This window comes from Amycolatopsis regifaucium (genome assembly GCF_001613935.1).
In the GTDB taxonomy this organism is placed as follows: Bacteria; Actinomycetota; Actinomycetes; order Mycobacteriales; family Pseudonocardiaceae; genus Amycolatopsis; species Amycolatopsis regifaucium.
The window spans coordinates 140,486-154,923 of record NZ_LQCI01000051.1 but is presented as its reverse complement, the minus strand read 5'-3'; the positions used below and the strand labels follow the sequence as shown (position 1 = coordinate 154,923).

Sequence of the window (14,438 nt, the reverse complement as noted above, 5' to 3'; positions counted from 1 at the left end):
TCAGCGGCCGAGCGGTCCGGCGGCGTGCTGCCAGGCGGTGACGGCGAGGGCGTCGAGATCGAGGCCGGTGGTCCCGACGTCACGAAGCACGACCAGTACGTCGTCGGCGGCGATGGCGACGGTCCGCAGACGCAGTCCCGGCAGCTCGGGGGGCTGCCCGGGAAGCGTCAGGAATTGTTCGTAGGAAAGGGTTTTCGCGTTGGGGACGGCAGGCGCGGGGTGGACGGTGACGGTCGACACCGCGGTACCGGCCGCGTCGTCGACCGTCACCTTCGAGCACCGGGCGGCCTGACCGGCCCATGCCGTCAGGTCGGGCGGGTTCGTCGTACGTGCGACGAGTTCGGAGACCTGGCCGCCGGGTACCGCGGACTGGAAGCCCTGTCCGGTGGCGTTCGCGCCGACCAGTTTGCCGTGGACGACGTCTTCACAGCCGTCGACGTCGATCCGGCTTTCCACGCGACTACCGATGTCCGAGGTGGACAGAACCCGGCCGAGGTCGAAACCGTCGCGCGCGGACGCGTTCGGGACGGTCTCGGGCGGAAGCAGGGCCGCGGGCGGAACGGCGGGAGCGGCCGGCGGGGGCGGAGCAGTCGGTGTCGCGGCCGCCTGAATCGATTCCCCGGACGCGCCGGAAATGGTGGCCACCGCGGCGGCGGAGGCGACGAGCGCGACTGCGCGACCCCGCCACTGCGGTGGCGAAAAACGGGAGGTGCGGCGAATTCGGGCAGCCATGAATAGCCCTTTCGGAAGGGTCCTGATGGGGGCGTGGTCCCTTCGGTGGGACGCGGGCGCCAAAGTCGCGTCAGCGGACGCCGAACTCGGGCGGCACGACGAAGGCTACGACGGGAAATCGAATACCGGAAGGTGTCAAGAGAACGTAAATGTCCTTCGTGTACTGCGGGTGACCTGCGACTTTCGTACTTTTCCCAGGTGTGCGCGGCAATCTGGTACCACCGTGCCACAGTCGCTCACCGTCCGTGAGGGACGGGTCACCCGGATGGGGGATGCGAGCGCATTTCTTGTTTCCCTGGCATTCATATTGTCCTCCCGTATTGTGAGCAGGACAATTGCCTGGAGAGTGCTCTTCCGCTTAACGTGTCCGCACTGCTGGATTTCTTTTGCGAGTAATCGCCGTCACATTTTCGGATTCGATCGAGCGACCGGGACAAAGGATTACGTATGCGCGATACTTCGAGGCGGCTGCGGGCCGTCGCGGTACTGGCGGCGGTGACGTGCTTGCTTCCGAGCGTCGCCACCGCCCCGGCGCGGGCGGAGAACGGTTTCCCGGACGCCCGCGCCGACGACGGATCACACGTCGTGGCACAGACCACTGTGGACGGTGATCCCCGGATGCTGGACCTCACCGTGCGCTCGGTCGGCGTCGGGAGTTACGCGATGGTCCGGCTGATCCTGCCGTCGGGCTGGGCCACCGAACCGGACCGGAAGTGGCCGTCGGTGTACCTGCTCGCCGGGGAGACGCGACTGCAGGACTACCGCGGCTGGACCGCCAACACCGACATCCGGAAGCTCGCCGACGATTCCGGCGCCTTGGTGGTGATGCCGGGTTCCGGTTCCGCGGGGTTTTATTCCGACTGGTGGAATTACGGCAAGGACGTCGTCCTCAATCAATGGGAGACCTTCACCGCCGTCGAGCTCCCGCAGCTCATCGACCGCGGCTATCGCGGAGACGGACGGCGGGTGGCTGCCGGGCTTTCGCTCGGCGGTTACGGCGCGGTGGAACTCGCCGCCCGGCGGCCCGGGGTCTTCCGGTTCGCCGGTTCGTTCAGTGGCAACCTCAATCCCACCGGCCGGTACGGCGAGTTGCTGACCAGCGCGATCGTCGCTTCGGCCCGGCAGGACCCCGAGGCGCTCTGGGGTGACCGGCGGCGACAGGCTTCCCGGTGGGACGCGCACGATCCACTGGTGAACGCCGACCGTCTGCGTGGCACGGAGTTGTACCTGTCGACGGGCAACGGCCTGCCGGGTCCGCTCGACGGGAAGCTCCCGGTCGACGTCCTGCCCGGTGCGATGCTGCTCGAATTCCTCTGCTCGGGTCAGACCACCGCGATGGCGGACCGGCTGAACCGGCTCGGCGTCCCGGTCACGACGGACTTCTACGGGCCGGGCACGCACCACTGGGCGTACTGGCAGGACCAGCTGCACAAGACCTGGCCGCGGATGCTGCGCGCGCTGTCCGCGCCGGTGAAGGCGGGGGAGGCATCGTGACGCGTCCGTCCTTTGTGGTCACCGGAGCCTCCAGCGGGATCGGCCGGGCCTGCGTGGCCGAACTCGTCCGAACGGGTGCGCACGTCTGGGCCGGTGTGCGCACCGACGCGGACGAAACCGAACTCGCCCGAACGTACGGCGAGGCGGTCACCGTGTTGCGGATGGATCTCCGTGACGCCGCGTCGATCGCGGCGTGCGGGGAGCAGGTCGCGGCGGCGGGACCGTTGCGGGGACTGGTGAACAACGCCGGGATGGCCCGCCCCGGCCCGCTGGAACACGTGCCGCTCGACGATTTCCGGCAGCAGTTGGAGGTCAACGTCACCGGTCAGCTCGCCGTCACGCAGGCGATGCTGCCCGCGCTGCGCGCCGCGTCCGCCGCCCGCGTGGTGACGGTCGGATCGATGGGCGGCCGGATAGCGGGGCCGATGGTCGGGCCCTATCACACGTCGAAGTTCGCCTTGGTCGGTTTGACCGACAGCCTGCGTGCCGAACTGGCGCCGTCCGGGATCGGCGTCGTCCTCGTCGAACCCGGCGCGGTCGCCACCGCGATCTGGTCACGCGCCCGCGCCGCGGCCGAAGAGGTACGGGCCGCGCTGCCGGAGGCCGCGCGGGAAAGGTATGCGTCCCAACTGGACGAGGCCGAACGCAGCGCGGAACGCTCGGCGCGCTCCGGGGTGCCGCCCGAGCGGGCCGCGCGAGTCGTCGTCCACGCGCTGACCGCCCGCCGCCCCGCGCCGCGCTACCTGGTCGGCCGTGACGCGCGGATCGCGGCCGTGCTGGCGAACCTGCCGTTCCGGCTCCGCTACCGGCTGACGGCGGCGAAGCGGTGAGCCGGCTCGTCGTCATCGTCGCCCCGGGCTCGCGAGGCGATGTCCAGCCGTGTATCGCCTTGGGGCGCGGCCTCGCCGTCGACGGTGACCGTGTTCGCGTGCTGGCGGCGGAACGCTTCCGGACGTTGGCGACCGGATACGGCTTGGACTTCGCGCCCCTTTCGGCCGATCCCAGTGAGGTTCTCGGCTCGGCGGGCGGCCGCGAATGGACGGAAGGCGGTCGCAATCCGGCGACGTTCCTGCGAGGTTTACGCGGCGCTCTGGCGCCGGTGCTGGAGCGTCTGCTGGAAGATGTCCACAAAGGAGCGGAGGGGGCGGATCTCGTACTCGCCCCGACGCTGGGCTTCCTCGGCGCGCACCTCGGCGCTTCGCTCGGCGTCCCCGACGTCGAACTGCACTACCAGCCCAGTGTGCCGACCCGGGCGTTCGCGCATCCGCTGCTGCCGTGGGCGGCCAGGCTCGGGCCGGGCGGACGCCTGCTGAGCTATCACGCCGTCGACACCGTCGCCTGGCAGCTGTTGCGGCCCGAGGTGGACCGCTGGCGTGGCCGGTCGCTCGGTCTCCCGCCTGCCGGATGGCGCGGGCCCCGGCGGAAGGAAACCCCGGCGCTGTGCGGGTTTTCCGACGCCGTGGTGCCCCGGCCGAAGGACTGGCCCGCCCGTGTCCACGTCACCGGGTACTGGTTCCTCGAGACCGCCGCCGGCTGGCGGCCGGAGCCGCGTCTGCGGGACTTCCTCGCCTCGGGACCGCCGCCGGTGTACGTCGGCTTCGGCAGCATGCGGCCGTCCGAGACCGAACGGGCGTTCACCGCCGTCCGCACCGCGCTGCGGAGGGTCGGGTTGCGCGGTCTTCTCGGTACCGACCTCGACTTCGGCGACGACGATCTGCTGACTGTCCATGACGTGCCGCATGCGTGGCTCTTCCCTCGCACCGCGGCCGTAGTGCATCACGGGGGCGCGGGCACGACCGCGGCGGCGTTGCGCGCGGGTGTCCCGGCACTGGTCTGCCCGATCTTCTCCGACCAGCCCTACTGGGGCGACCGGGTGTCGCGTCTCGGCGCCGGACCCCGGCCGCTGCCCTTCCGTGAACTCACCGCGGACTCGTTGACCGCGCGGCTGCTGGAGCTGTCCGGCAATCTCCTGTTCCGCCGCGGCGCGCAATACGTCGCCGCGCGGCTGCGTGAAGAGGACGGGGTGGCGCGAGCCCGCGAAGTGGTGCGGGACGTCGTCAGTCGAGTTCGGTGAGATAGGTGGTGAGGCGGCCGAAGCAGGACTGCCAGCCGTCGACGTGGTCATCGCGTTCCGCCACGGTCTCGAAGATCTCTTGGTGAAAGGTCATCTCGGTTTTGCCGTCCCGGTCGGCGAGGACGACGGTGACGAGGGTGTCGTGCCCTCGCGCGCCTTCCGGTTCCTCCCAGGCGAAACTGAAGACGAGCCGTTCCGGCGGGACGATCTCGTGGTAGACGCCCGAGGCCCACAGCTCGGTCTCGCCGTCGCTGATGCAGGTGCGCCAGCGGCCGCCCTCGGTGAGGTTCACCGTGCAGGATCGGGTGGTGAACCCGGCGGGGCCCCACCAGTGGGCGAGATGGTCCGGATCGGTCCACACCCGGAAGGCGAGTTCGCGCGGAGCGTCGAGAAGGCGCGTGATCGTCAGGTCGGTCATCGTTCGATTCTCTTCCGCGGGCCTCGGTTCATTCAACCGGTGGGTTGATCAACGTGTTGGTTGAACTGTAGTGCGTCGGAGAGCGCTGTCAAGTCGTCGAGTGTTCGGGGGCTCGAGTTCGGAAGTCCGTGAAGGTCTCGAAGTCGTATAACTGCACCCGCGGGAACCAGGTAGCGAAGGCTCCCTTCGCTACCTATCACCGGCTGGTGTCCTCTGTGGACACTGAAGCCCGAGTAGGTCGAACCGGCACCACAGGGTCGACACCGTTCGTATGGTCGACGCATGAACCTGCGCTCAGCACTCTGGCTGCCGATCTTCGACGAACTGGCCGACCCGGTCATCATCGCGCGCCTCGCCGCCGAGGCCGAAGAAGCGGGCTGGCACGGCCTGTTCGTCTGGGACCACATCCGCTGGAACGAGCCGGTGCGCGCGATCGCCGATCCGTGGATCACCCTCGCCGCCGTCGCGTCCGCCACCGAAAACCTCCTCTTCGGCCCGATGGTCACCCCGCTCGCGCGTCGGCGCCCGGCCAAGCTCGCCCGCGAAACGGCCACGCTGGACCGGTTGAGCGGCGGGCGGCTGATTCTCGGCGCCGGACTCGGCAGTGACCGGTTCGGCGGGGAATTCTCGAAGACCGGTGACGAGCTGGACGATCGCAAACGCGGCGAGATGCTGGACGAGTCGCTCGCGATCCTCACCACCGCCTGGACCGGCGAGCCGGTGCGGCACCACGGAAAGCATTACACGGTCGACGACATCACCTTCCTGCCCCGGCCCGTGCGGCCCGTCCCCGTGTGGCTTGCGGGCTTTCCCGGGAAGCGGAAGCCGATGCGCCGGGCCGCGCGCTACGACGGGTTCTTCCCGGTGAACCTGCCGCACGCGGACGAGTTCGCGGAGGCGGTCGAGACGATAACCACGCTGCGCGACGACGACAAGACGCGGTACGACTTCGCGATCGGTGTCCCGGCGGGTACGGATCTCGCGCCGTACGAGCGGGCGGGTGCGACCTGGTGGATGGCCGAATTCCCGTGGGACGACCTGTCCGCCGACGCGGTACGCGGCGTGCTGCGGGACGGTCCGGCCTGATCGCCCCTGGCGCTGCGGCGTCAAGCTCGAAACACGTCCGACACCTTTAACAACCCTTTACTTTCAGTCCGCCTTGATCAATACTGGGCGGTGAGGGGAGTACTTCCCAAGCGTCTGCCCGGTCAGTACGGACACTCCGCCGGTGTCCCCGGGAGGCCGCCCGCGGTGGGTGAAGGAGACCTCGAACTTGATGTTCGAGGAGGCTTTGATGCCCGAATCCGTGGGCTCGGTATGGCTGTGGTCGATCAGTATCGTGGTCCTGCTGGGGCTGCTCGTCGCCGATTTCGTGGTCACCCGCCGTCCGCACGAGGTGTCGATGCGGGAGGCCGTCGGGTGGTCGGTGTTCTACCTCGCGCTCCCCGTCTTCTTCGGGCTGTGGTTGTGGCTCGATTTCGGCAGCCGCCCGGCGGTCGAGTTCATGACGGGCTTCGTGGTCGAGAAGTCCTTGTCGGTGGACAACCTGTTCGTGTTCATGTTGCTGCTCGCCGCCTTCGCGGTCCCGCCCGCCGTACAGCAACGCGTGCTGCTCTACGGCATCGTCGGCGCACTGGTGCTCCGCGGCGTCTTCATCGCCGCCGGTGCCGCGATGCTGGCGGCGGGCACCTGGGCGTTCCTCGTGTTCGGGCTGGTCCTGTTCGCCTCGGCGGTCAAGATTCTGCGTGAGGCCATGTCCGGCGGTGACGCCGAACGGGATCTCTCCCAGTTGCGGTCGGTTCGTCTGCTGCGCAAACTGATGCCGGTCACGGACGAATACCGCGGTGCCAGCCTGACCGTCCGCGTGCACGGTCGCCGGGCCCTCACGCCACTGGCCGTGGTGGCGGTCGCGGTCTTCGCCACCGACGTCGTCTTCGCCGTCGATTCGGTGCCCGCGGTCTACGGCATCACCGAAGACCCGTACCTCGTGTTCGCCACCAACGCCTTCGCCTTGCTCGGCCTGCGTGCCCTCTACTTCGTGCTGCGTTCGGCGCTGGCGAAGCTCGTGCACCTCAACCACGGTCTCGCGATCATTCTCGCCTTCATCGGGGTGAAGCTGGTGCTGCATTGGGCGCACGGGATCTGGCCGGGTGTGCCGGAGGTGCCCACCCCGCTCTCGCTGGCCGTGATCGTCGTCGTGCTCGCCACCGTCACGTTCACCAGCCTGCGCGCACGCCGCCGGGAGACGGCCACGGCGGAGAGGGAGTAGCCGTCAGGGGAAACGCAGCACGGTGATCCCGGCCAGGACGAAGAACACCAGCACCACGAGTGTTCCGCTGTGCCCGCCGGACGAGCTGGTCACGACCTGCTCGACGGTACCGGTGCCGTCGGCGTAGGCGCTCCCGACGCGTTTGCCGTCCGAGGTCAGGGTGACGGCCTTGCCGGGCACACAGCCCTTCCCGGTCGCCGACAGCCGGTCGCCGGGCTGCACGCTCGGCCGGTCGAGGATCAGGTCGTTCGGCCCGGGCGGAGTGCTGCTCGACGACGGCACGTCCGTCGGAGGCGCGGGAGTGTCCATTGTGGACGGCGGTGTCGTGGGGGCCTCCGAACCCGCTGATCCCAGGGGGCGGCCCGGTTTCGCGGGCCGCCCCCGGTGTCCGGGATCAGGACTTGCGGTGCTTGCTCTCGTCATCGGTGACCTCGAACTGCTCCTTGCGGACCTTGCCGGAAACCGTCTGGTCCTCGGTGACGGTCTCGGTCTTGAGCCTCGCCCGCTCGACCGGCACGGTTTCCTTGCTCACCACCGGTTTCTCGGCATGCAGCACGACATCCTGCTCGGCTTCACCGATCTCGACCCGTTCGCCACCCGAGTTCGTGATCGGTTCGCGTTCGATCCGCACTTCTTCGTGGCTGACCGGCACGGTGACCTGCTGCTCTTCGGTGACGACGTACTTGCGCAGCCGGACGTGGCCGGTCTCGACCTGCTCGGTGCCGACCTTCAGCCGTTCCTCGGAGCGTGTCATGGTGCGCTCGGCGTCGCGGTCCTTCTCGCCGGTCCGCGCGTTCATTCCGGGCTTGCCGCGACCGGTACCGCCCATGGCGCCCCCGGCGCCCGCGTCCATTCCGCCGCGACCCCGGCCCTGCGCCCGGTCGTCCATCCGGCCGTCCGGGGACGTCCGCGGCATCGGCAACCCGTAATGCTTGTAAAGCTGCGCGCTCTCCTCCACGGACAGGTGGCCATCGGCCTCGATGCGAGGTGCCTCCGAGACCGCCTCCTTGTCGACGCGGACGTGCACGCCGTCCTCGTCCGTGTGCGCGCCCGAGAGCGGGACGAAACTCTCCTTGGTGCCGAACAGCCCTGTCTTGACCGTGATCCATTCCGGCTGGTGCGTCGCATCCGCGAGGTAAACGTTGCCGACCTTCCCGAGCTTGGTGCCCGTCGGGTCGACCACGGCACTGTCGATGAGTTCCTGCGGCTGCATGGTCTTCGCCATCGATCCTGCTCCTCCCGAACGATGTTGCTGCTGAGAAGCCCACCGTCGGCCGGGAAAGTGATCATGGCAACCGTTGTGATGTCCCTGTGGGTGACCCCGGAAAGTGGGGGTTTGAAGCCGGGCGTACTGGCTACGTCCGGCGTGCCGTGGCAGGTGGAGGCGGGTATCCGCGCGGTGATCGGCGGGTGCCGGGTTGGCGCGAAGGTGTGATCTCCGGCCGGACGTCTTCCGAAAACCGGATGCGCTGTCTCCGCGGCTTGTCCTATTCTCGTGATCGTGATGCAGCAACTGCTGTTCCTCTGAGGAACGACGCCTCCACCGGTACCGCGAGCCGCGGTACCGGAGTTCGTTCTTCCTGCTCATCACTTTTGACCGGAGGCAGTTCCTTCATGTCATCCCCTCTTTCGCCCGCGCCGCTGCGCGCTGCGCACGTCCGCCTGTCCGGCGTCCACCTCTCGTTCGGCGGACGACCCGTGCTCTCCGGGGTCGACCTCGTCGCCGCCGCCGGTGACCGGGTCGCCATCGTCGGGGAGAACGGGCGGGGCAAGACCACCCTGCTCCGGGTACTCGCCGGCGAGCTGGCCGCCGACCGTGGCGAAGTACACCGGGCGGGGTCGGCCGGGGTCGCCGACCAGCAGATCCCGCTCGGTGTCACCGACACCGTCGGCGACCTGATCGACCTCGAACTGGCCACCGTCCGCAGGGCACTGGCTCGGCTGGAGGCCGCCACCGAAGCGCTCACCGATGCCCGCCCCGGCGCCGACGACGCTTTCGCCGAGGCACTCGCGGACGCCGAGGCCCTCGACGCGTGGGACGCCGACCGGCGGGTCGAGGTGTCGCTGGCCGCCCTGAACGCCGTCGACGACCGCGATCGTCCGCTCGGGACGCTGTCGGTGGGACAGCGCCACCGGGTGCGGCTCGCCTGCCTGCTCGGGGCCGGGCATGCCGTGCTGCTGCTCGACGAACCGACCAACCACCTCGACGCCGCCGGGCTCGATCACCTCACCGAGCGGCTGCGCGCCTATCCCGGCGTGGTCGTCCTGGTGAGTCACGATCGGGCGTTGCTCGCGGACGTGGCCACCACGGTGCTCGATCTCGACCCGTCGAGTGACGGCAGGCCGCGGGTCTACGGCGGTGGCTACACCGCCTACGTCGAGGCTCGCCGGGCCGAACGTGCTCGCTGGGAGGCGTCGCACGCCGAACAGCTCGCCGAACGGCAACGGCTCGCCGACGACCTGTCCGCCGCGCGAAACCGGTTGCGCGACAACTGGCGGCCACCCAAGGGCACCGGCAGGCACGTTCGCGCCACCCGCGCGCCCGGGCTGGTCCGGGCGGTCCACCGGCGGCAGGAGGAGCTGGCCGAACACGTGGTCGCCGTCCCGCCGCCGCCCGCCCGGTTCGTCATGCCTGAGCTACCGGAACGCCGCGGCGCCACCTTGCTCCTGGCGGCCGGGGTGACGGTGACCGGCCGGCTCGCGCGGCCGGTCGATCTGGTGCTGGAAAGCGGTGACCGGCTGGTGGTCACCGGAGCCAACGGCACGGGCAAATCGACGCTGCTGAGCGTGCTGGCCGGAGACCTGGAGCCGAGTACGGGCACGGTCGTCCGGTCCCGGTCGGCGCGGATCGGCCGGCTGGGCCAGGAATCCGAATTGCCGGACAGGCGTACGGCGATGGAACTGTACGACGAACAGCTCGCCAGGGCCGGGAGCCCGGGCCCGGGGCTGGGTGAACTCGGCCTGCTCAGCGGATACGACCGGCACCGGCCGGTGGGCGAACTGTCGGTCGGGGCAAGACGGCGGTTGGACCTGGCACTCGTGCTGGCCCGCCGTCCGCACGTCGTGCTGCTGGACGAGCCGACCAACCACCTTTCCGCCACGCTCGTCGACGAACTGACCGCCGCGCTCGGGAACACCCCGGCCGCGGTGGTGATCGCCACGCACGACCGGCGGTTGTCACGCGACACGGCATCCTGGCCGCGGCTCGCGCTCTGAGCCGTCAACCGCGGTGGGCGATGGTGTAGCGCACGGTCTGCGCCAGCACCACGCTCCCGTCGGGTTCGCGCAGCGGCTCCAGCTCCGCGAGCACGGCGCGGCGGACGGTGTCCAGGCGGTCTTCGGGCACCAGTTCCCAGAACATCCGCTGGCCGTGCGACCAGGACCAGGTGATCCACCGCGAGGGATCGGCGAACTTCACCGGATAGACGCGTTCCACCGACGTGACACCGGTGAAGCCCGCCGACTCCACGACCTGGTCGAATCCCTCGACGGTGGCGAACAGACCCGCTCGGACGGCCAAAGTCCAGGCCAGTTCCGGTGACACGAACGGTTTGAACACCTCGCGCACGCCCGCCCACCGGGGGTCGTCGCCGCCGAACGTGGTCACGCCCATCCGGCCGCCCGCTTTGAGCAGGCGATGCCATGACCGCAGCCCGGCGACCGGATCCGGCAGGAAGAACACCACGAAGGACGCGAGAACCACATCGAAATCGGCGTCGGTCAACGTCGGTTCTTGGGCGTCCATCAGGGAAACCGAGGCGTTGGCCAACCGGCGGTCTTCGATGTCCTTCGTGGTGCGCTCGACCATCGCGGAGGACAGGTCGATGCCCAGGACCGAACCGCCCGAACCGACCCGCTCGGCGGCGGGGAACAGCACCGCGCCGCGTCCGCAGCCGACGTCCAGTACCCGCTGGCCGGGGACGAGCCCGACCCGGTCGAGCAGTTCCTTGGCGAACGCGCCGAAGAAGTCCACGCCGAGGGCGTCGTAGGTCTTCGCCGTCCGGTCGAACAGCAGCGCCATCGCCTGCCGGGTGTAAGCGCTCATCCGCAGGACGATGGCCCGGGGAAAACCGTGGTGTCAAATGACGATCCGGGATTTGTCATGTCGCTTCCATCCATGGTGTCGTGAGTGGTGATGAGCGTTCTAGTCGGGGGTGTTTTTCGGTGAGCTGACAACGAGGGCAACACTGGCCGTGCCGGGAGCGGACTCCTGGATGACCGGACCCCTACTCAAATGTCCAAAAAGGACACATCTTGCGAGTGTGGCGCCCGCTTTGGGGATTTTGCGCGGTTTTGCCAGGGGTCGTGAGTGTTAATGAGCCTTCTGGCCAAGGGGTTTCAGGTACCTGCGGCGGGTGAGCCCGGTAGTGACCGGTCCGGTCGGTCGGCACGAGCTGCACAACTGCAGGTCCACCTTTCCCCAGTACGTGAAGGCCCCCTTCACTGCGTCTAGCGCAAGGAAGGGGGCCATCATGTACTTCACGCGAGCAAGACCGCAGGTGACGAGTAGGTACCTAAGAGGGGTCGCTCTAACCCTCTTTACCCCTCACGACCCCGCCTGGAAACGGACACAGAGTCATCAATCAGACACATGTTTCCCTGGAAAAGGTCCTTTGTGGACCCCCGGACGCGAACACAGTCCCTCAGTGGAAGGCGCGCGAGACCTGGGAAAGGACGATCAACCCGCAGATGACCAGATTCTTGATCTTGTGATCGACCAGGATGGCCACGAACTCGCGGATGGTAGCGCTCGGCCAGAAGTACCAGGCCGTCGGTGAACCGACGACCTGGCCGTTCACCTCTGCCCGGCGGGCGATGAGGGCGGCGCGGAGGACGTGGAAGTTGTTCGTGACCACCGTGCACCGGTAGCCCGGCTTCCGCTGCCTCATGATTTCGGCGCTGAAGGTGAGATTCTCGAACGTCGTCGTCGACCGGTCCTCCACCAGGATCCGTTCCCGCGGCAGCCCGGCCTCGACCAGGTAATCGGCCATGGCGTGGGATTCCGGCAGGTCCTCGTCGGGCCCCTGCCCGCCCGAGGTGACCACCATCGGCTCCCCGCCGCGACGGGCCTCGCTGTCCACGACGCGTTCGGCCCGCTTGAGACGGCTCGCCAGCAGCGGCGGCACCCGGTGCCCGTCCAGCAGACCCGAGCCGAGGACGACCACGAAGTCCACGCCCTTCTTGGTGCCGATGCGGCCGTAGACGATCGAGTACAGCAGAAAGCAGACGAAGAGGAACGAAACGTAGACGACGATCCCGTTGAGGCTGCTGCGGAGGATGTCGAGGGGTTCCCAGGCCAGTTGTGTGACGGTCGCGTTGAACGCGATCAGCGCGCAGATCCCGATCCCGGTCAGCAGTGACAGGATGTTGGCGGGCCTGCGCCCCTCACGGCGGAGCATGGTGATGCCGTTGCAGATCAGGAAGACCGTCAACGCGAGGGCAGTGGGCACCATCAGCAGGAGCACGCCGACCGCGACCATGCCCGCCGCCTCGGGTGACACGGAGGCGAGCAGCGCGATGAGCGTCACGCCGAGGAACAGGAGCGCGAAGAAAAGATAGAAGCCGTTGCGCAGCCGGCGCCGGTCGCGGAGAAAGCTCACCAGGAACGCCACACAGCACACGGCCGCGATGGCGAAGGGAATTGCGGCGGCCCTCACGAGAACTCCAGCCTTCGAATGATGCCGGGTGGTCTCCGGCGGGTCGGCACGCGGTGCGGCGGCATTGAATCACACCGCGGCCACGCCCGCTTTGAGACTCACCGAACCCGCTGTACGGGCCGCTCGTCCCACACCGGCTCGGCCGTCTCCCGCACCTTCCCGTCGGTGCCGAACACGAGGTAACGGTCGAACGACCGCGCGAACCACCGGTCGTGCGTCACCGCCACCGTCGTCCCCTCGTAGGACTCCAGCGCCAGCTGCAACGCTTCCGCCGACGCGAGGTCGAGGTTGTCGGTCGGCTCGTCCAGCAGCAGGATGGTGGCGCCGCCGATCTCCAGCAACAGGATCTGGAAGCGCGCCTGCTGGCCGCCGGACAGCTTTTCGAACCGCTGGTCACCCTGCCCGTCGAGTTCGTAGCGGCGCAGGATGTTCATCGCCGGTCCGCGACTCCGCGCGTGGTCGGTCCAGAGGATGTCGACGAGGGTGCGCCCGAGCAGTTCGGGATGGGCGTGCGTCTGCGCGAAGTGACCGGGGACGACCCGGGCGCCGAGCTTCCACCGCCCGTCGTGCGCGACGTCCTCACCCGCCAGCAGCCGCAGGAAGTGCGATTTGCCGGAGCCGTTCGAGCCGAGCACCGCGACCCGTTCGCCGTAGAAGATCTCCAGGTCGAAAGGTTTCATCAAGCCGCGGAGTTCGAGGTTTTCGCAGGTGACGGCGCGCACGCCGGTCCGGCCACCGCGCAGGCGCATGGTGATCTTCTGCTCGCGCGGGGGACTGGCGGGCGGACCCGCCTCCTCGAATTTGCGCAGCCGCGTCTGCGCGGCGCGATAACGCGACGCCATCTCGTCGCTGCGTGCGGCGTACTGGCGCAGGTCGGCGACGAGTTTCTTGAGCTGGGCGTGCTTTTCGTCCCAGCGGCGGCGTAGCTCCTCGAAGCGTTCGAAACGCTCCGCGCGGGCCCGATGATAAGTGTCGAAGCCGCCACCGTGCACCCAGACATCTCCGCCGTCGGGTCCGGGCTCGACGCTGATGATCTTCTTCGCCGCCCGCGCCAGCAGTTCCCGGTCGTGGGAAACGAACAGCACGGTCTTCGAGGTCTCGCGCAGCCGCTCTTCCAGCCATTGTTTGCCGGGGACGTCGAGATAGTTGTCCGGCTCGTCGAGCAGGAGAACGCCGGATCCGCCGAGCAGCAGCGCCTCCAGGACCAGCCGCTTCTGCTCGCCGCCGGAGAGAGTTCGGACCTCCCGCCAACGTGCCTTCTCATACGGGAGGTTCAGCGCCGCCGTCGTGCACTTGTCCCATACGACTTCGGCTTCGTAGCCGCGAGCGTCGCCCCAATCGGCGAGAGCCTGGGCGTAGGCCATTTGGGCCGCTTCGTCATCGCGTTCCATCAACGCGACTTCGGCCTCGTCGACCGCGCGGGCCGCGGTGCGCAGCGCCTCCGGTGACACCGAGACGAGCAGATCCCGCACGGTCCGTTCGTCGCGCACCGAGCCGACGAACTGGGGCATCACCCCGAGCCCGCCGCTGATGGTCACCGAGCCGCCGTCGGGTTCAAGTTCGCCCGAGATCAAGCGCAGCAAAGTCGTCTTGCCCGCGCCGTTGGCGCCGACGAGCGCGCAGACGCTGCCCTCGCCGACCCGGAACGACACGTCGCCGAGGAGCAGCCGCCCGTCGGGCAGGTGGTACTCGACGTGTGCGACTTCCACATGGCCCATGGTGCTGTCCCGACTGTCGGTGCGCGAACTTCGACAGACTGCCTTCGCCGGAGGAGGCCCCGCAACGCAATATCGG

The 14,438-nt window shown here is 68.7% G+C and carries 13 protein-coding genes; 6 read left to right on the top strand and 7 right to left on the bottom strand.

Annotated features, from left to right (window positions below; all coding sequences use genetic code 11):
* Nucleotides 1-732, bottom strand: coding sequence for a hypothetical protein (locus AVL48_RS34715; RefSeq protein ID WP_061987654.1), 732 nt, complete (start codon nt 730-732; stop codon nt 1-3).
* A 447-nt stretch (nt 733-1,179) separates the two neighbouring features.
* Here AVL48_RS34715 and AVL48_RS34710 point away from each other — a divergent pair, with 447 nt between their 5' ends.
* From AVL48_RS34710 to AVL48_RS34700, 3 genes are read left to right on the top strand one after another with little or no spacing between them, the layout of a single operon-like run.
* Nucleotides 1,180-2,226 (top strand): alpha/beta hydrolase, encoded by a 1,047-nt coding sequence (locus tag AVL48_RS34710; protein WP_061987656.1) that lies wholly within the window; start codon nt 1,180-1,182, stop codon nt 2,224-2,226.
* A complete protein-coding gene (locus tag AVL48_RS34705) occupies nt 2,223-3,056 on the top strand; it encodes an SDR family NAD(P)-dependent oxidoreductase (protein ID WP_061987658.1) in 834 nt (277 codons plus the stop codon). The genes AVL48_RS34710 and AVL48_RS34705 overlap by 4 nt, the downstream gene beginning before the upstream one ends.
* Entirely contained in the window at nt 3,053-4,300 is a 1,248-nt protein-coding gene (locus AVL48_RS34700) for a glycosyltransferase (protein WP_061987660.1), read from the top strand. Before AVL48_RS34705 ends, AVL48_RS34700 begins: the two co-directional genes overlap by 4 nt.
* On the opposite strand, the gene AVL48_RS34695 is transcribed toward AVL48_RS34700, so the two are convergent.
* Nucleotides 4,284-4,718, bottom strand: a complete 435-nt coding sequence (locus AVL48_RS34695) for an SRPBCC domain-containing protein (protein WP_061987662.1) — start codon at nt 4,716-4,718, stop codon at nt 4,284-4,286. The two genes, AVL48_RS34700 and AVL48_RS34695, sit on opposite strands and share 17 nt — an antisense overlap.
* 282 nt (nt 4,719-5,000) lie before the next feature.
* Between AVL48_RS34695 and AVL48_RS34690 the strand changes: the two genes are divergently transcribed.
* The gene (locus AVL48_RS34690; protein ID WP_061987664.1) at nt 5,001-5,804 is read left to right on the top strand and encodes an LLM class flavin-dependent oxidoreductase; all 804 of its coding nucleotides are present in this window, start codon (nt 5,001-5,003) and stop codon (nt 5,802-5,804) included.
* 208 nt (nt 5,805-6,012) lie between these two features.
* Complete coding sequence (locus AVL48_RS34685; RefSeq protein WP_143104932.1) at nt 6,013-6,987, top strand: TerC/Alx family metal homeostasis membrane protein; 975 nt, start codon at nt 6,013-6,015, stop codon at nt 6,985-6,987.
* A 3-nt stretch (nt 6,988-6,990) separates the two neighbouring features.
* On the opposite strand, the gene AVL48_RS34680 is transcribed toward AVL48_RS34685, so the two are convergent.
* Together AVL48_RS34680 and AVL48_RS34675 are read right to left on the bottom strand one after the other, a co-directional pair.
* Nucleotides 6,991-7,296: a hypothetical protein gene (locus tag AVL48_RS34680; protein WP_244162333.1), complete on the bottom strand. Its 306-nt coding sequence runs from the start codon at nt 7,294-7,296 to the stop codon at nt 6,991-6,993.
* Between the two features lie 85 nt (nt 7,297-7,381).
* The gene (locus AVL48_RS34675; protein ID WP_061987666.1) at nt 7,382-8,212 is read right to left on the bottom strand and encodes a DUF2382 domain-containing protein; all 831 of its coding nucleotides are present in this window, start codon (nt 8,210-8,212) and stop codon (nt 7,382-7,384) included.
* A 389-nt stretch (nt 8,213-8,601) separates the two neighbouring features.
* On the opposite strand from AVL48_RS34675, the gene AVL48_RS34670 reads away from it, so the two are divergent.
* Nucleotides 8,602-10,203, top strand: coding sequence for an ABC-F family ATP-binding cassette domain-containing protein (locus AVL48_RS34670; RefSeq protein ID WP_063816579.1), 1,602 nt, complete (start codon nt 8,602-8,604; stop codon nt 10,201-10,203).
* Nucleotides 10,204-10,207: 4 nt separating this feature from the next.
* Here the strand turns inward: AVL48_RS34670 and AVL48_RS34665 are convergent, their stop codons facing one another.
* From AVL48_RS34665 to AVL48_RS34655, 3 genes are all read right to left on the bottom strand, one after another.
* Complete coding sequence (locus AVL48_RS34665) at nt 10,208-11,032, bottom strand: class I SAM-dependent methyltransferase (RefSeq protein WP_061987668.1); 825 nt, start codon at nt 11,030-11,032, stop codon at nt 10,208-10,210.
* A gap of 598 nt (nt 11,033-11,630) precedes the next feature.
* Nucleotides 11,631-12,644, bottom strand: coding sequence for a YdcF family protein (locus tag AVL48_RS34660; protein WP_061987670.1), 1,014 nt, complete (start codon nt 12,642-12,644; stop codon nt 11,631-11,633).
* Between the two features lie 98 nt (nt 12,645-12,742).
* Nucleotides 12,743-14,362: an ABC-F family ATP-binding cassette domain-containing protein gene (locus AVL48_RS34655; RefSeq protein ID WP_061987672.1), complete on the bottom strand. Its 1,620-nt coding sequence runs from the start codon at nt 14,360-14,362 to the stop codon at nt 12,743-12,745.
* Nucleotides 14,363-14,438: the final 76 nt, after the last annotated feature.